15 protein-coding genes, 4 pseudogenes and 1 riboswitch are annotated in these 16,508 nt (G+C 63.3%); of the genes and pseudogenes, 12 read left to right on the top strand and 7 right to left on the bottom strand.

What is annotated here, in order from left to right; all coding sequences use genetic code 11:
* Positions 1 to 152: 152 nt before the first annotated feature.
* Positions 153 to 290, top strand: a complete 138-nt coding sequence (locus RCH22_RS11850) for a hypothetical protein (RefSeq protein WP_327014137.1) — start codon at positions 153 to 155, stop codon at positions 288 to 290.
* Between the two features lie 158 nt (positions 291 to 448).
* Positions 449 to 954: pseudogene (locus tag RCH22_RS11845) on the top strand (GTP-binding protein); the annotation flags it as partial.
* 101 nt (positions 955 to 1,055) lie between these two features.
* Here RCH22_RS11845 and RCH22_RS11840 read toward each other — a convergent pair.
* Positions 1,056 to 1,493 (bottom strand): VOC family protein, encoded by a 438-nt coding sequence (locus RCH22_RS11840; protein WP_327014136.1) that lies wholly within the window; start codon positions 1,491 to 1,493, stop codon positions 1,056 to 1,058.
* 120 nt (positions 1,494 to 1,613) lie between these two features.
* The gene (locus RCH22_RS11835) at positions 1,614 to 2,108 is read right to left on the bottom strand and encodes a ferric reductase-like transmembrane domain-containing protein (RefSeq protein WP_327014135.1); all 495 of its coding nucleotides are present in this window, start codon (positions 2,106 to 2,108) and stop codon (positions 1,614 to 1,616) included.
* A gap of 205 nt (positions 2,109 to 2,313) precedes the next feature.
* Between RCH22_RS11835 and RCH22_RS11830 the strand changes: the two are divergent.
* From RCH22_RS11830 to RCH22_RS11815, 4 genes and pseudogenes are all read left to right on the top strand, one after another.
* A pseudogene (locus RCH22_RS11830) lies at positions 2,314 to 2,604 on the top strand (DDE-type integrase/transposase/recombinase); the annotation flags it as partial.
* A 47-nt stretch (positions 2,605 to 2,651) separates the two neighbouring features.
* Complete coding sequence (locus tag RCH22_RS11825) at positions 2,652 to 4,028, top strand: IS30 family transposase (RefSeq protein WP_327014134.1); 1,377 nt, start codon at positions 2,652 to 2,654, stop codon at positions 4,026 to 4,028.
* Positions 4,029 to 4,032: 4 nt separating this feature from the next.
* A pseudogene (locus RCH22_RS11820) lies at positions 4,033 to 4,323 on the top strand (integrase core domain-containing protein); the annotation flags it as partial.
* 402 nt (positions 4,324 to 4,725) lie between these two features.
* Positions 4,726 to 6,240 (top strand): PucR family transcriptional regulator, encoded by a 1,515-nt coding sequence (locus tag RCH22_RS11815; RefSeq protein ID WP_327014133.1) that lies wholly within the window; start codon positions 4,726 to 4,728, stop codon positions 6,238 to 6,240.
* 40 nt (positions 6,241 to 6,280) lie between these two features.
* Here the strand turns inward: RCH22_RS11815 and RCH22_RS11810 are convergent, their stop codons facing one another.
* Positions 6,281 to 7,102: a nitrilase-related carbon-nitrogen hydrolase gene (locus tag RCH22_RS11810; protein ID WP_327014132.1), complete on the bottom strand. Its 822-nt coding sequence runs from the start codon at positions 7,100 to 7,102 to the stop codon at positions 6,281 to 6,283.
* 130 nt (positions 7,103 to 7,232) lie between these two features.
* Positions 7,233 to 8,717 carry a cytosine permease gene (locus tag RCH22_RS11805; RefSeq protein WP_327014131.1) on the bottom strand — a complete coding sequence of 495 codons (1,485 nt, stop codon included), beginning with the start codon at positions 8,715 to 8,717 and terminating at the stop codon, positions 7,233 to 7,235.
* A 560-nt stretch (positions 8,718 to 9,277) separates the two neighbouring features.
* A riboswitch (cyclic di-GMP riboswitch) is annotated at positions 9,278 to 9,351 on the bottom strand.
* A 277-nt stretch (positions 9,352 to 9,628) separates the two neighbouring features.
* Between RCH22_RS11805 and RCH22_RS11800 the strand changes: the two genes are divergently transcribed.
* The 3 genes from RCH22_RS11800 (at position 9,629) to RCH22_RS11790 (ending at position 11,739) form a co-directional block, all read left to right on the top strand.
* Entirely contained in the window at positions 9,629 to 9,838 is a 210-nt protein-coding gene (locus tag RCH22_RS11800; protein ID WP_327014130.1) for a hypothetical protein, read from the top strand.
* Between the two features lie 368 nt (positions 9,839 to 10,206).
* Positions 10,207 to 10,827, top strand: coding sequence for a Pr6Pr family membrane protein (locus RCH22_RS11795; protein WP_327014129.1), 621 nt, complete (start codon positions 10,207 to 10,209; stop codon positions 10,825 to 10,827).
* Positions 10,828 to 10,920: 93 nt separating this feature from the next.
* Entirely contained in the window at positions 10,921 to 11,739 is an 819-nt protein-coding gene (locus RCH22_RS11790) for an SDR family oxidoreductase (protein ID WP_327014128.1), read from the top strand.
* A gap of 66 nt (positions 11,740 to 11,805) precedes the next feature.
* Here RCH22_RS11790 and RCH22_RS11785 read toward each other — a convergent pair.
* Together RCH22_RS11785 and RCH22_RS11780 are read right to left on the bottom strand one after the other, a co-directional pair.
* A pseudogene (locus RCH22_RS11785) lies at positions 11,806 to 12,241 on the bottom strand (recombinase family protein); the annotation flags it as partial.
* 348 nt (positions 12,242 to 12,589) lie between these two features.
* Positions 12,590 to 13,579 (bottom strand): DMT family transporter, encoded by a 990-nt coding sequence (locus RCH22_RS11780; RefSeq protein ID WP_327014127.1) that lies wholly within the window; start codon positions 13,577 to 13,579, stop codon positions 12,590 to 12,592.
* A 291-nt stretch (positions 13,580 to 13,870) separates the two neighbouring features.
* On the opposite strand from RCH22_RS11780, the gene RCH22_RS11775 reads away from it, so the two are divergent.
* Entirely contained in the window at positions 13,871 to 14,446 is a 576-nt protein-coding gene (locus tag RCH22_RS11775; protein WP_327014126.1) for a recombinase family protein, read from the top strand.
* Positions 14,447 to 14,452: 6 nt separating this feature from the next.
* The gene (locus tag RCH22_RS11770; protein WP_327014125.1) at positions 14,453 to 14,917 is read left to right on the top strand and encodes a leucine zipper domain-containing protein; all 465 of its coding nucleotides are present in this window, start codon (positions 14,453 to 14,455) and stop codon (positions 14,915 to 14,917) included.
* 450 nt (positions 14,918 to 15,367) lie between these two features.
* Here RCH22_RS11770 and RCH22_RS11765 read toward each other — a convergent pair whose 3' ends face one another.
* Positions 15,368 to 16,060, bottom strand: a complete 693-nt coding sequence (locus RCH22_RS11765; protein WP_327014124.1) for a TetR/AcrR family transcriptional regulator — start codon at positions 16,058 to 16,060, stop codon at positions 15,368 to 15,370.
* Between the two features lie 62 nt (positions 16,061 to 16,122).
* Between RCH22_RS11765 and RCH22_RS11760 the strand changes: the two genes are divergently transcribed.
* Positions 16,123 to 16,425 (top strand): hypothetical protein, encoded by a 303-nt coding sequence (locus RCH22_RS11760; RefSeq protein WP_327014123.1) that lies wholly within the window; start codon positions 16,123 to 16,125, stop codon positions 16,423 to 16,425.
* The last annotated feature ends 83 nt before the right edge of the window (positions 16,426 to 16,508 follow it).

Raw genomic sequence — 16,508 nt, 5'->3', positions numbered from 1 at the left:
CCACTCGACGTCTGCGCACTTGTGTAGACCCCCTTCCCGTTTGCCGCGTGCGGGCGGTGCTCCCGTGAGGACCCTCGCGCGGGACGAGCACCTCGCGTGATGGCTCGACCTTCACCCCGCAACCGTGGTGGACGCCGCTGGGCGACTAGCGCGTGCTCGGCTCCCGCCGACTCGCCGCCCATGGTGAAGGCCGCTGGCATCCCATCGCCCCGCCGGGCGAGTTCGCCTACCTCGAATACAACCTCGACGCCATCACCTACAACATCGGTACCGCAGCGACGCGCAAGTGATCTCTCCCGGGGACACGACCGACCCGGCCCTTGCCGTCCGGTCCTGCTCGGGTGTCAAATCGACTAAACGGTGCGGGAAAGTCGAGACAACAACGTCAGGAGCTTCATGTCCGAAAAAAGGCACACACTGCTCGTCCAACGGGACGACGGCACCACCGGATCGTCCGGAGAAAATCCGCAACGTTGCCCTGATCGGCCGCTCGGGGGCTGGAAAGACGATGCTCGCCGAAGCGCTCCTCCTGGCCACTGGAACCATCAACCGGATGTGATCGATCCTCGACGGCACGACGGTGAGCGATTCCGATCCGTCCGAGATCCACCAGCAACGCTCCGTGGCGCTCTCGGTGCTTCCCCTGGTTGTCGACCAGGTGAAGGTGAATCTGCTCGATACCCCGGGCTACGCCGATTTTGTCGGCGAACTGCGAGCCGGCCTCCGGGCAGCGGATGCTGAGGGTTCGTCGTCTCCGCCGTTGACGGTGTCGACGCGGCCACATCCGCGCTCTGGGCGGAATGCGAGAGCATCGGGATGCCGCGCGGCGTCGTGATCAGCCGGATCGATCATCCCCGGGCCCGCTACGAGACGGTCCTGACCGAGCTCCAGCACGCCTTCGGCTCCTCGGTCGTGCCGGTCTCCGTGCCGATCCGCACAGCCGGGGGGATCACCGGCGGGAAGTGGTCGGTTCCGTCGCGCCTGCCTGCTGCACGAACCGGCGCCGTCGAATGTGGCGGCTGATTCCGTGACCCTGTGAGTCGCTCAGGTCCTCTTCAGTTCTTTTTCAGTTCCTCAGCGAGCATCACGATGATGCCGCTGGGACCGCGGAGGTAGGCGAGTTTGTAGACGTCCTCATAGGTCGCTACTCCGCGAAGCGGAAAGCATCCGTGCGCCGCGGCTATCGCAAGGGCTTCGTCGAGGCTGTCGACGGAAAAGGCGATGCGATGCATGCCGATCTCGTTGGGACGAGTGGGCTCCGTCTCGATCGCTTCGGGATGGATGTACTCGAAGAGCTCGAGACGTCCGTGACCGTCTGGCGTCTGCAGCATCGCGATCCTGGCGTGGTTGTCATCGAGGCCGACGGCGGTGTCGGTCCACTCACCGCTGACTTCGTCACGGCCCATGACCGTGAGACCGAGGTCGGTGAAGAAGGCGATCGTTGCGTCGAGGTCGCGAACGGCGATGCCGACATTCTCAAGCTTGATGGACATGCGTTTCATGCTACTGAACCGGATCGATCCCGGACCCTGCGGTCTCGTCGGCCCCCTGAACGCCCGTTGTATTCCGCCTCGTGCGAGCATGAGAACGATGATCAGCACCGTGACTCGACTTCAGCACGCGGAGCATCCGTCAGGGAAGAGCGGGTCACAGATGTAACCCGTACACCGACCGGATGTCGATCGCTCCGCCGAAGTCGTCCTCTTCGAACTGCCGGCGAGGTCGGCTCCGGCGAGTTCGTGGGAGAAGGAGAGGGCGATGGCGAGATAGGTGAGGACGTGGATGGTGTGCCAGGTTTCGTAGCGCATTCGGTGTCGCGCTGCTCGCATCGAAACGAGTCCTATCGTGATGAAGAGGCAGGTGGAGACCGTCGCGGCGACCAGGCCGGGTATGTCCAGGACGTGAACGGTTGCCTGCCACGGGCTGATCGCCTGCGCTTCAGCCCAGCCAGGGGTTGCGGCAACGGCCTGGACGACCAACAGCAGGACGCTCGCGCCGCCGAGGCGGCCGTGCCAGCGTGCCATCCGGTCGGCACCCAGGCCGCGTTCCAGTGCCGGTGTTCGGGACATCAAAAGAACCATGACGGTCACGGCGTAGCCGGCGAGCATCCCCGCGAGATGCGCGACCAGGGGCAGGTCCAGAAGCAGCGGCTGAAAGCAGAGATCAGCATGACCGCATCGCGTTGGCGATTATCTCAGGAGTTCACAGACGAGTTGTGTCGCGAGGTGATTACTACGTCCAAATCGATCAAGGACGTCGCGACCGCGTATGGCGTCGGCCCCGGAACTCTCCGCAACTGGCTCATCAAGCACCGAAGCCGCAGCGAACATGCCCGACCTCGTGAAACGAGACTTCACCGCCGACCGGTCAGGGGTGTAGCTCGTCGGCGACATCATCTACATCCACACCTGGCAGGGCTTCATCTACCTCGTGACCGTCATCGACTGCTACTCCAAGAAAGTCGTCGGCTGGTCCCTCGCCGATCAGATGCGCACCGAACTCGTCGCCGACGCCCTCCGAAACGCGGCCGTGACGACCCGGATCGAGCCGGACGCGATCTGGCATTCCGACCGCGGCAGCGTGGGCAGATTCAACCGGTGGAAGCAACACCTCGATTATGGAGGTGGTTTATGGGACGTCCGAAGGATTGGATGGCCACGCAACTCGGGCGGGAGCCGATGCGGTCGCCGGGCCGGCCGCCGGGGTGGCGCCGGGAGCACCGGCAGAATTTCTGGGACCTCGTTGGGCAGGGTGTCTCGAGCGAGGATGCTGGTGAGCGGGCCGGCGTGTCGGCGCCAGTCGGGACACGTTTCTTCCGTCACGCTGGTGGGATGCGAGACCTCAGCAAGGCACCGCTGTCAGGAAGGTTCTTGACCTTCGTCGAGCGTGAGGAGATCGCGATCCTGCGAGCACAGAATCTTGGTGTTCGACAGATTGCACAGGCGTTGGGCCGGTCCCCGTCGACGATCTCCCGCGAGCTACGACGCAACGCGGCCTCGCGCGGCGGCAAGGCTGAATACCGTGCCACGAGCGCCCAGTGGCACTCCGACCGGCGTGCCCGCCGGCCCAAGATGGCCAAGCTCGCGGGTAGCCCACTGTTGCGCGATTACGTTCAGTCCCGGTTGGATGGAACAGTGAAGCGCGCTGATGGCACGCCCGCTGCAGCTCCCGGGATCGGGGCGTGGAACGGGCGTCGACATGGGCCCCGACAGGATCGCCGCTGGTCCACAGCGTGGAGCCCGGAGCAGATCGCAGGTCGGCTTAAGGTCGATTTCCCCGACGATAGGAGCATGAGAATCTCGCATGAGGCGATCTACCAGGCCCTCTACATCGAGAGTCGTGGAGCGCTGCGCCGCGAGCTGACCACGGCCTTACGCACTGGTCGGGCGTTGCGAGTGCCGCGGGCCCGCGCAAAACGAGGCAAGAGCTTCCTGTCAGAGGAAGTCATGATCGCCGCCCGGCCCGCAGAAGCCAACGACAGGGCCGTTCCCGGACACTGGGAAGGGGACCTGATCCTCGGACTAGGCGGGGTCTCGATCGGGACTCTCGTCGAACGCACCACGAGGTTCACGATGCTGTTGCACCTGCCCCCGATGGACGAGCACAAGATGATCGGCGCACAGATCAAGAACGGGCCCGCGACAGCCGGACACGGCGCCGACGCCGTCTGTGATGCGATCGCCCGAACCATCACCGGCCTGCCCGAGACCCTGCGCAAGTCATTGACTTGGGACCAGGGCGCCGAGATGGCCCAACACGCCAGACTCCGCATCCAGACCGGGCTGCCGATCTACTTCGCCGATCCCCACTCGCCTTGGCAGCGGCCCAGTAACGAGAACACCAACGGGCTGCTGCGCCAGTACTTCCCCAAAGGCACCGACTTCACCCGCTACGCCCTGGACGATCTCGACGCCGTCGCCAAGACCCTGAACGAACGCCCCCGCAAGACGCTCGGATTCAAGACGCCAGCCGAAGCGATGAACGAGCTACTGTTGTCCGCAAGCACCGGTGTTGCGACGACCGGTTGAATCCGCCGTGTACACGTCCGCCGAATTCCGGGCCCTGGTGACCAGGCTCGGGATGCGGTCCTCGATGGGCCGCACGGGCGTGTAATGGGACAACAGCATGGCCGAATCGTTCTTCTCGATGCTGAAGAACGAATGCGTCTACCGCACCGCGTACGCGACAAAAACCCTAGCGCGCAGCGACGTCATCCGCTACATCGAGGGCTTCTAGAACAGCCGACGCCGGCACTCAGCGCTCGGCTACCGCAGACCCAACGAAGTCCACCATGGTTATCAACAGCCAGCCCTGGCAGCGTAGAAGAAACCACCAGGTCCGCTGTCCGAAATCTCCGCAGAAGCTCAGTCGCGGCGTGCAGGCGACTTCGGAGAGCGGAGCATTCACACTGGCCTGCACGAGGCGCGCGTTCACGGTGAGATCCGTGCAGTCGACCTCGAGAAACGAAACGTGTCGCCAGGCTGGGGGAGTGCCCTGGACGATTCTTGAGCGGTCGTGGATGCCTGCGTTCGTGCGCTCGATCAATATCTGGCGTTCCTCAGTCGCTAACGAGATCGGTGGGGTCTGGAGCATGTGCCCTGACGGCGTCGACGAATCGATGCCCCTGTGATCGACCGGCGAGCAACCTTGATGCGGGCCTGCGGCTGCCCGTCTCCGCCGGGCTGCCGGGCGAGCTTGCCACGTTCTGGACTAGCCTTGGCATTCATGCCTCCCACCGTGCGCCAGCTGCTGCAACGCCAGAGCCTCGGGGTCACGATCGTGACCGCGGAGGGGAGTATCGACGAGCCGATCCAGTGGATCTCGAGCACGGATCTCCTCGATCCCACGCCCTTCCTGTCCGACGACCAGATGCTGCTGACGACGGGCACCCAGTTCATGGTGGGCGCTTCGTCCGGCATTTTCGTCGACTACGTGCGGAGGTTGACTGCGAACGGGGTCAGGGCGCTTGGCTTCGGCACCGAAGTCGTCCGCTCGGGCACTCCGCCGTATCTGGTCGCCGCCTGCGCTGGGGCCGGACTTCCGCTCGTGGAGGTGCCGTACCGAACCCCGTTCATCGCGATCATCCGGTGGGCGGCGGACATGCTCGTGCGGGAGGCTAGTGCACGCGATGACTGGGCGCTCAAGGCGCAACAGTCCTTGTCCCTTTCGGCGCTGGGTTCCGGGGGAGTGCACAACGTACTCGCTGAGCTGGCCCGCCAACTCGAATGCAGGGTGGTGATGTTCGACTCCGGCGGGAACGTCACCTCCGTGCACCCGTTGGGCAGCCTCGGAAGCCACCAGAGCGCCGAGCTCGTTGCGGAGGTGGCGCGTCTGCTGAACTCTGGGCGTCGGTCAAGCGTGGCCGTTCGACTTGGCGAACGGCACGCCGTCATCCAGACCCTGGGCTCGCGGAACGCCATCCGAGGGGCACTCGCCGTGGCCGACGTCGACGTACTCGACGCCGCGGCACAGTCGGTGGTCACCGCCGCTCTGGCTCTCGTGGCGGTGTCCCTGGAGCAGCACGACGCCGCAGACCGGAGCGTGCACATCATCCGAGAGCAAATGTTGCACCTTCTCGTCTCCGGCCACGCGGACGCGGCCGACCAGGTGATGGCCGCGGTCTCCGAGCCCCTCCCCTCAGAGCCCGTCCTGGTGGTGACATGCGATGTCGGTTCCTCCGCTAACTCCGCTCTCGAGGCGTCGTTCCAGCGCACGGTCCAGGATGGTGAGGGAAGGGTCTTCTTCGCCCGCGCAGGCGACCAGTTCGTGTTCATCGTGTCGGCATCCGACCAGTCACGCATCAGCGAGCTCGTCGATTCCGTCGGGGTGCGAGCGGGCGTTTCCGCGCCCGCTGTCTACGCAGAATTCCGATCTGGGCTGGACCAGGCCACGCGCGCCCTCGCACATGCCCTCCGATCCGGCACCAAGGGGGCAGTCCATTCCGACCGCAATACCGAGGGCGTCCTCGGCCTGCTCGACCGCGGCGATGTCGCACGCCGGGCACTTGCCCGCCTCGCCCCGGTATTGCGCGAAGCTGACGGCCGCGACCTGCTGAATTGTGGATGGGTCTGGCTGGAACACAACGCGCTTTGGGGGCCTGCCTCCCGGGCGCTTGGGGTTCACCGCCACGGCTTGCGCGCCCGGGTCCAGCGGCTGGCGGCCATCCTGGAATTGGATCTCGATGCCTTCTCCGGGCGGGCGGAGCTCTGGGCCTTGCTCGCGGCGTACCACCGCCGCTGACCGACGCCGTTCACCATCGCCGAGCCGACCGGGCGGTGGTCTACCGGGGTGCGACGACCTCGCTATAGAGCTCCGGCCTCCGGTCGCCGAACGCATCGCACAACGGCGTGATGGTCTTGTCCCGGGACCGGAGCAGATCCAGGTCGGCCATCGCGATCCCCGACGCGTCGGCGGTGGCGACGACCCAGCCGTGCTCGTTGATGATGGAGCTCGCCTCGTTCCAGTCCTGGCCGCGCTCGATGCCGCTGCGGTCGCAGCAGACGACGCCGACATGGTTGGTATACGCGGCAGCCATGGCGACCGTGACCTCTGGGACTCGCTCGCCCTCTGGTACGGTTTCCCGCGGCCAATTGGTGGGCACGACGATCAGCTCGGCCCCGCGCAGAGCCAGGCTGCGGGTCATCTCGGGGAACTCCAGGTCGTAACAGATGAGGACGCCAAGCCGGCCGAGCGGGGTGTCCACGACAGGGGGGACGGCCGAGCCGGGCGTGAAGACGAGCTTCTCCCTATCCCACAGGTGAGTCTTGCGGTAGCTCCCCAGGACGCCGGAGCCGTCGACGACGGCGAGGCTGTTGTAGACGAGGCCGTCGGCACCGAGTTCGGCGAAGCCGCCGACGACGACGCCGTCGACGCCGGCCACCGCTAGTGCCCACTGCGCGAACACGGGATGGTCCGTCGTCACGGCGACGGACCGGGCCTCCTCCTGCGAGGAGAACATGTAGCCCGTGGTGACCAGTTCGGGCAGCACGACCAGTCGGGCGCCTGCCGCCACCGATTCGCGCACGGCGGCCACGGATCGTTCGACGTTGCCGGCCAGGTCGGGAATGACCGGTGCCAGCTGTCGACACGCAATGCGGATCATGTCTTACTCCTTGTCTCGTGGCCGACGTGCGTTGTGTTGCTCCGTATCGCGGCCGGAGGTGATCATTCGTGAAAGGGCCGGGCCGGTGACCAGGGAGGTCACAGGCCCGGCCGTTTCACCCCGTCAGGCCCTAGTCGATGAGAGCGCCCGCGAGGTCTTCCTGCTCCTGCGAGGCGAGCTCGAGAGCGTCGGCCTGCTCGTCGGCGAGTTGCCGTTCGGCCGCGACGTCCAGGTTCCTGGTGAACAGCCAGTAGAGCAGCGCACCGATCGGCAGGCCGACGAAGAGCGCGAGGTCGACGCCGCCCATCGCCTGCGAAACGAACCCGACGTAGAAGCCCGAGATGTCAAAGAACGGGGTCATGCACGCAAACGCGACCAGGTAAGCGGTGATGCCCGCCCAGCCCCAACGGCCGTAGATGCCATTGGGTTTGAAGATCTCCGTGATCGCGTAGTGGCCCTTCCGCACGATGAAGTAGTCGGTGAGGTTGATCGCCGTCCACGGGATGAAGAAGTACAAGACGAGCAGGAGGAAGTCCGCGAAGAAGACCGCAAAGTTGCTCGAGGCATAGAGCGAAAGGACGCCGGAGATGCCGGCGGTGATCGCGACGGTGACGATTCGAACGGTTACGGTCGGTCTCACCTTGCGGATGCTGTCGATCGAGGAGATGAGGGTGAGGGATCCGCCGTACATGTTCAGCACGATGACCGCGACCAGGCCAAGAGCGATCACGAGCAGCGCGATCGTGCCGAAGCCGGGAAAGAGGCTATCGGCCACGCCCTGGATGGCGGTGATCGGATCGCCGGCGTCGAAGTCCGTGACGGCCGCGGCGAGGTACGCGCCGAGGAAGATCAGCCAGGCGCCGCCGATGGCGCTGCCCCAGAACGTCCAGCGGAAGGTACTGCGACTGGGCGTTTCGGCGGGCAGGTAGCGCGAGTAGTCGGAGACGTAGATTGCCCAGGAGATCTGGTACCCGGCGACGACGCCCAGCTGGGAGAAGAATGCGACTGGATTGAAATCGCCGAGATCGAAGGCCCCGGCGGGCAGGTGCAGATTGACGAGCGCCGAGAAGGTCAGGAGTGCCAGGACGACGACCGTCACGTACGTGAGGTAGCGCTCCATCTTGTGGATGAGGTCGTAGCCGAAGAGGGCGACGACGGCGCCGACGATGGTGACCGCCCAGAACCAGAATGGAGAGACGACCGGGTCGGAATGGAGCGCTCCGCTGATCGCGTTGCCTGCGAGGACCGTGTTGAACACGTTGAAACCGGCGTACTGGAGGAAGGCGAAGAGCCACACGAGGAGGGCGCCAACGTAGCCGAACTGCGGTCGCGACTGGATCATTTGCGGCAGACCGAGCTTCGGGCCCTGCGATGAGTGTGCCGCCATGAAGACGGTGCCGATGACCAGCCCGATGGTGATCGCGATGAGCGACCAGACCAGGTTTCCGCCGGCGGCGAAACTTACGACTCCGATCGCGAGGGTCGCGATCTGTGCGTTGCACATGAACCAGAGCGGCCCGATGTGCCAGACCTTGCCGTGCCGCTCGTTTTTGGGCACGTAGTCGATGGAACGGACTTCCAGACCACGGTTCTTGGTTGGGCTTTCTTCGGTCACAAATCTCTCCTTTGAAATTTCGGGACGCTCAGCGCTGATAGGTGAAAAAAGTACACGCTGCCTTGCCCAAACGATGTTGCCATAACGGCAGATTGGAGATTCCTTGTGCCAGTTTGGCAGCCGATTGACCGCCTCGCGGGAGTATTTCGTCGTGTTTCACCGGGTGTTATTGCTCCGTCCAGACTCGGGAAGGCAGTGCGCTCAACCGGGTCAAGGAATTCCATGACCTCATAGTGGCCGTGCTTTGATGAAGCCAACCAGGCAGAGAGCACTGTTTCTGGCGATGCGGCGGTCGATGACTCTCCACTCGCAACCAGACAAAGCGCGGACCTCGATGTCCTCAGAGGTGCGGGTCTGCAATCGGCCGGCGATCATGATGCTCTTTTGTGATTGTGTTGATCGGCCGGGGGACTGCCGGGGCGGAACCAAACCAGAGAATCTTGGTTTTGGGTTTCGTCGAGTCTTCAGGAAGGACGGGTTGGGGCTCTTCGTGCGCCTCTGGGGCGGTGGGTCTGGCGGATCGGAAGAAGGGGAAGCTCATCTCGTGTAGGTCCTAACCATTCGGTAGGCCGGCTGGCCCGAGGGTCCCGTGCCTTTGCGACCCCGTCTCACGGCGGGTGTGCCTTGTGCGATTGACGTTCACGCCCGTCTCGCCGGCAGCTGAAAGCCACCTGATTTGAACGTAGCACCCCGGGTTTGAGGCGAGTGGCCCCCTCAAGGGGTGTGTCCTTGACCGTGTCCTCGAGGTCGTCGGCTTCAGTGCGGTCTCGGCCTGGCGCTCGGACCAGCAGCGCGCGGGCCGGGACCGCTTTTCTCACTCATTGGACGATCGTCACGCACGACGATCAAAGAAGGGTGGGCATCATCGGGGCCTGATCTTCGCCCTCCGTCAAACGGCGGACGAGCGCTAAATGGTTTGCGTGATGTACCTCGCCATCGCCCTCCTCGTGCTCTCCGCGATCGTGAACGGCATCGCCGCCGGCCCGTTCCTGATCGTGATGATGCTCATCTCCCGCGACAGCACCGTAATGGGCAAATACCGAAACGGTAAGCTCGCCGCAACCATGGGCTGGACCGCTACCGCAATTATGTGCGTCGCCGGCGCATACGGCATTGGGTAGACCCTCATCGGAAACTAACCAGCCGAAGCGACAGCTGAAGCTTGGACCCAATGGGTTTGGTAGCAGAAACTGGCCTGCACACCCTCGTCGACGAGCGGGTGGATACATCGATGCGCACGCGGGCATAAATCGGTGGTACTTTACGCCGGAATGTTCACAGACGCAGATCCCATCCGAAACGGAACCCTCGTCTGGCCGCCGTTTCTTCGCGCCGGACGGGACTCTCGTCGTCGGCGGCAAAATCCCAAATGACCGGTCCGGTAGCTGGCCGCCACGACGGAGAGCTCCGTGTGCGGGCGGGCGTGACCTCTAGGATTCAAGCACGTCACAGATTTCCTGACACCTGCACCCCTGATCAAAGGCGAAAGATGAGATATCTTGTACCTGCACTTCGGCTCACTGTCGCATTCCTGGGCCTGGTGGCGATCGTGTCGACGTTCTTCGACACAGCCACTCGCGCGACGATCAACCCGTTCAACTTTTTCGGGTTCTTCACTATGCAAAGCAACATCATTTTGGTCAGCGTTCTCCTGATCGCCGCCCTCGTGTCCTTCTCCGGGAAACGCCAGTCGCGATGGTTGGTATTGGCGCGCGGATGTGCGACAACCTACATAGTCATTACCGGGGTGGTCTACAACGTTCTGCTGTCCGGTCTCGAAGGGGGCGTCTCCCTTGCATGGGCTAACACCGTTCTCCACGTGATTCTGCCCCTCTACGCAGCCCTGGATTGGGTGATTTTCAGCGACCGCAGTCCCCTCTCGTGGAACAAACTATGGGTCGCGCTCATCTACCCAATCGTGTGGATCATCGTCGTCCTCATCCGGGGAGCAACTGATGGATGGGTGCCATACCCGTTCCTGAACCCTGCACAAGGCTACGGTGTCGTCGCGCTCTACGCTGTGGCCATCGCTGTTGCCACTGTCGTGTTCGCTGCAATCATCTGGGGCGTCAGCCGATTGCATCTCTTCCGGAGCACCGCGCTGACCTAGTCAAGGCGCGAGAGCCTCACACCCTGTGCATTCGGGAAGGTTTTGCCTTCCGGATATTATCTGTGCACGTACGTCATCGAAAGGAAAACACCCATGAGCAAGACCTGGTTCATTACTGGCGCGTCCAAGGGCTTTGGCCGTGAGTGGACAGAAGCAGCGCTGGAGCGCGGGGACAACGTCGCGGGCACCGCACGAAAGCTGGAAACTCTGGACGCCCTCGTTGAGAAGTACGGCGAAACTTTCCTGCCGATCCGGCTCGACGTCACGGACAGGGATGCGGACTTCGCGGCCGTCCAGAAGGCGGCCGAACACTTCGGCCGGCTCGATATCGTCGTCAATAATGCTGGGTACGGTCATTTCGGCATGATTGAAGAGCTGACCGAGGACGAGGTCCGAGCACAACTCGAGACGAACCTGTTCGGAGCGTTGTGGATCACACAGGCGGCACTTCCAATCATGCGTGAACAGGGTTCGGGTCACATCATCCAGGTATCGAGCATCGGTGGCATCAGCGCCTTCCCAACCGTCGGGGCCTACCACGCCTCGAAGTGGGCACTCGAGGGCTTTTCGCAGTCACTCTCACAAGAGATCGCGGGTTTCGGTATCAACGTGACGCTCGTGGAACCCGGTGGCTTCTCGACCGATTGGTCGGGCCCGTCAGCCTCGCGCAGCGAGCAGATGGTTGAGTACGCCGATGTCCGCAAGGCTGCGGCGAGTCGTCCCTCTGCGAACAACCCCGGTGACCCCACGGCCACTAGAGGCGCGATCCTGAAGGTCGTCGATGCGGTGAAGCCGCCACTGCGCATCTTTTTCGGCACGGCGCCTCTCGACATCGCGACGAAGGACTACGAATCGCGCCTGGCGACGTGGAACGAATGGCAGCCAGTTTCAATCGAAGCACACGGCAACTGAGCCCTGAGCGCTCGGAGTGAGGCCCGGGCTTGGCGTTCGCCGGCTGCGGCGAGGCGATGCACTTCAGCCAAGATCCTGACCGGCGTCTCGGCGCTTGGCGATCGAGTCGACTACGCGCTCTCGCCTTATTTCATGTTCCATCTGACCGAGTGCAGCCATGATCGTGAAGAGCATCGAGCCCATGGGAGTCGCTGTGTCGACGTTGCCGCCGCCAAGGTTCAGCACGCGGAGGCCGGCGCAGCGGCGCCGGAGCTCTTCAGCAAATGCGAGCATATTCTGCGTCGATCTCCCCAGCCGGTCCAGAGTCGTGATGACGAGACTATCGCCGGCCTCGAGTGCATCGAGCGCGCGATCGAAATTCGGCCGCGAGGCTTGAGCGCCGGAAACGCCGCTGCCTATGTAAAGGTCATCGCGCCGGATACTTGCGGCCAGAAGGTCGGCCTCTTGCCGGTCGGCGGATTGATAGCGTCGATACGCGCGCGTATCCGATCATCTTCACCATTGTCTCCTGGTGTCTCATAGCTACTGTGAGTACGTCAATTCAAGCAGGCGGTTATGCAACGTCGTTATGAGACTCGCTGGGCCGCCAGTTTCCGCCGATTTTGAGGAGGCATGGGTCTTGGTCGTGAGACGTTTTATGTCCCTAAGGTTTCGCGACGCGGCATCACACTGCCACCGAGACACTGGCCACTATTGGGGGCAGATCTACTTCACCGTTGAATCTGGCCTTCGCGGATGGGTCGACTCGTGGAGTTGATCGCAAAGTGGCGGCGTTCTGTCATCCCTTTGTGGCGGCGTTGATGACTGTTTGGTGGCGCACTGCGCTCCTGTCGAGTGCCCTGCTCTCTGATCAGTCGCGTGCCGAAGGGCCGGCGGCGACGTCCTCGTGTGAGGGTAAGCCCGAACCGGCCGGACTCGAGTCGGTCGAGGGAACTGTGACCGAGGCGATGGCGACGCCGACGAGCGCGACTGCGCCGCCGAGTGCGGTGATCGCGTCGAATGGTTCGCCAAGTAAGAGGGCGAAGAGGTAGCCGAGTGCCGGAATTGCTGCGGTGAGCGCGCCGGTGGCTGCGGCGGGAAGGCGTTCGGCGCCGTAGTTGAATAGCACGAGAGTCGGTGCGGTGATTACGACACCGAGGACCAGCAGACCGCCGAGACCTCCCCATCCGCTCGGGATGGCGGCCGCGCCGGCCGCCATCTCTGCGACGAGCCAGGGGAGCATGATGGCCGTACCCCACATGGCGGTCGCCGTCGCTAGCACGAGCGGATCAACGGCCCCGGTCGCCCGTCGACCGACGGCCGCCCATTGTTGGGGCTCGGCGGGTACACCCTTGCGGAGAAGCACTGTATAGAGTGCGTAGCTCGTCAAGCCGATGAGGCAGAGCAGCACGCCGATGTCCAAGGTGAGGCCAGCACCCGCCACGATGACGACGCCGGCGGTCGCGAGCACTAGTCCGACGATCGTGCGGGGAGCCAGGCGCTCCTTCAGAATGAACAGACCCAGCAGGGCGGTCAGCGCGGGAAGCGCCGCGTTGCTGAGAGCGGCCGTGCCGGGAGTAGTGAACTCAAGACCGACGTTGGTCAACGAGTAATATATCGCAACACCGAGGAGCCCGAGCAGAATCGTACGCGGGTCTCGGAGGGTACGCACGAACAGTGGCCGACGTGCGGCGAGGGGGACGAGGACGATCAGGCCGATCGCGAACCGGCCGACCGAGAGCGCGGCTGGTGACGCCGTCTTCAAGACCTCGCTGCTGATTCCGAAGCTCGTCGACCACAGCACCACGGCGATTCCGACGGCCACTAAAGGAAGGCGTCGACGGAGTGCGTTTTTGACCATGCTCGCAGTCTATTTCCGGACCTCGAGCCGAACTGACACCCATGATTTCAGGTCGATCATGAGCAGCAAACCGAGCACCACTGGACCCGCGCACCCGGCTGGACCATTGTCTCAATAAAGTACAGCTTTCTGAGACATCAGCCCGTGTCCTGGAAAGTTCGTCGAACATCGCAGCATTCCGCCAGGCGTAGTGTCTTGGAAAGTTGTCTTGCCGTGTTTCGTCTCATTCTGCTGCGGGGCCGGGTTTTATGAGTCAGAATGGGCGTCGTGAGATAACTGGGGTAGACGCGGGTGAGTACGTCGAGTCAGGACGCGCAGTTGCAACTGGACGCGTTGCTCATCGCAGGAGTCCAAAAACGAGACGTGTTTGCCGATGTCCCATCGGGCAGCAGAACAGCGATCGACCGGCCGGGGATAAAGAAGCTGCTGGAGTATGCGGAGTCCGGTGACACGGTCGTGGTGTGGCGAGTCGATCGGTTGGTTCGTTCGCTGATGGACGTGCTGAACACGGTCGCCTTGCTGCGCGAACGAGGAATCAATGTCAGGTCGATCTCGGACGGCATCGACCCGGCGACGTCGACGGGGCGGTTGATGCTGAACATGCTGGCCACTCTCGCAGAGTATGAGCGTGAGCTGATCGTCGAACGGGTCACGGCCGGTATCGCTGCGGCTCGTCAGAACGGTACCCGGTTCGGGCATCCGCTGTCGGACCCGGTCGTGATCGCCGACAAGCTGGCCCTGGCTCGGGAGGCCAGGGCGAAGGGGCGCACCGCTGAGGATGCCGCACGCCTCGTGGTGTGGAGCCGCGCGACCTTTTACCGTCACCAGATGGTGGCCGACGCGGCACGCGCGAGTTCAGCGATGTAGCCAGGTGTGATAGACGGACAAGACCGGTGGCGGATCCTTCGACTTCATGTTGAGGATCAAGTCCCTCTCGCAGCCCTCGCCAGGGACGCCGGGATCAGCGAGCGAACCCTGCAACGCTGTCATTTCCTGTACCGCAGGCGCGGGATCGACGGACTGGACGCGCATCCGCGGGCCGACAAGGGCGTGCGACGCAGCGCCCCGGAAGCGGTGGCGTTTATCGAACGTCTCGCCTTGACCAGACCCAGCCCGAGCCTGGCAACGCTAAACCGGCTCACCGCCGGTGAGGCGCAGCAGCAGGGGTATCCGACGCCGAGCTACTCCACAGTTCGTCAGATCGTGCTGGCGCTGGACCCGCCGCTGGTCACTCTCGCGCTGGAAGGGCCCACGTCGTACCGGGACCGACACAAACTGGTGTTGCGCCGTCGCGCCGAGCGACCCAACGAAACTGGGTCGTATTTCGGGCCGTTTTGAGGGCTTTCGATCAGGTCAGCACTCAGAAAAGTGTTGCCAAAATGTTGCCACGAGTGATTCTGGGCTGAAATCTCCCGCGAGGAACTAGCCTCTGATCAAGATTTTATTGGTGCGTGTCGCGTGACAGTCCAGTTCGGACAAATTGCCGGAGTCGGACTCGCGGAATCCTGCGGAAGTTGCGATGAAGGACGAGTGCGCCTTTGCCGACCAAGTTCGGACACACGTGACGGCCGAGCTGGACCCGACGGAAAGTCTGCCGAGGTGCGGTTAGTCCAAGGGCAGGTCATATGGGGAAATTTTACTGGGCGGCTTTGCGTGCCGGCCCAGCGGTCACGAGAAGGTTCGTCTCAAATGCTCAATGCACGAGGTCGGCGCGAAGCCCCAAGACGTGTCTGAGCGAAGAGCGGCGCTCCGGCGGGCCCGCAACGCATTTCTGGAGGACCAACGGCGTTAGGGTGGGCCCGGCACGCGGCCTTGATCAAGGTGAGTGCCCGGTGAGGCCAGGAACAGTCGGGACCACATTTCGTAGAGATAGTCGCCGAAACGCTCGGCGCTCCATCCTCGGGAGTCCACGAGCTGGGTGTAGTGCTCTGCTCCGGCAGTGGCCCACACGATGTCGCCGATGACTTCATCCGATAGGTCGGGGCGAAGAGCCCCGGTCAGGCGCAAGTCGGCTGCGAAGAGAAGCATGTTGGTTGCGCGTCGGGTCGATATTTCTTCGTGGAGGGCGGCGCAGTCCGGGTCGGTTCGCGCAGCGTCCCGCAGTGCCAGGAAGATGGGCGCGGTTCTTGGGCTCATGGCGGCGATCGCAGCTGCGTAGATCTGGAACTTCGTCGCGGCATCCGGCGTTTCTCGGATCCGTTGCACATAGTCGCGCCGTTCGGCGGGAATGGTCTCATCGCTACCAGATATCGCTGACTCCACGACCTGGCGAAGCAGTACCGGCTTTCGGCCGACAGCTTCGTACAGCGTATCCACGGACGTTCCCGCCGCGTGCGCGATTTGCGCCACCGTTGTTGCCACGTATCCGCGTTCGGTAAAAAGGGTCCACGCTGCCGAGAGGAGCTGAAGACGTGTGGTTTTGGCTTGCATGGCTCGCTTCGTCGAGCGATATTTTCGCGGAGCATTGACATCGGTCGTCATGAGGATCACAGTAGTGCATATTCATCCGATTGTAGTTCGGACCAAATAAGGAGTGGGTCGATATGGTCTATGCATTCATTCAAGACGTTCCCATTGACACAGCGGGATACCGCCGAATCATGGACAACCTCGGCGCTGAGCCGGTTGCGGGGTCGATCCTTCACCTCTGCGTCCGCCGCGAGGATGGCGGGCTTCGCTATATCGACGTATGGGAGTCCGAGGAAGCCTGCCCCCAGGCATTTGACCAGCGAATCCACGCTGCTGTGGATGCGGCTTTCGGTGGACACCGTCCAAGTACTGAACCAACCGTGCAGGTACTCGACGTGCTGGACATCACAGGGGCCGCCCTCCCCGCGAGCGTGTGACAACCCACTCGGCATGCCATAACGCGACATGCCCGCAAGCGGGACCTCCATGTGTGTGATCAACTCTTTGTAGGCCGTTTCGG

The organism is Cryobacterium sp. GrIS_2_6, assembly GCF_035984545.1.
In the GTDB taxonomy this organism is placed as follows: Bacteria; Actinomycetota; Actinomycetes; order Actinomycetales; family Microbacteriaceae; genus Cryobacterium.
The sequence above is the reverse complement of the archived record's forward strand: the minus strand, read 5'-3'. Positions and strand labels throughout refer to the sequence as shown.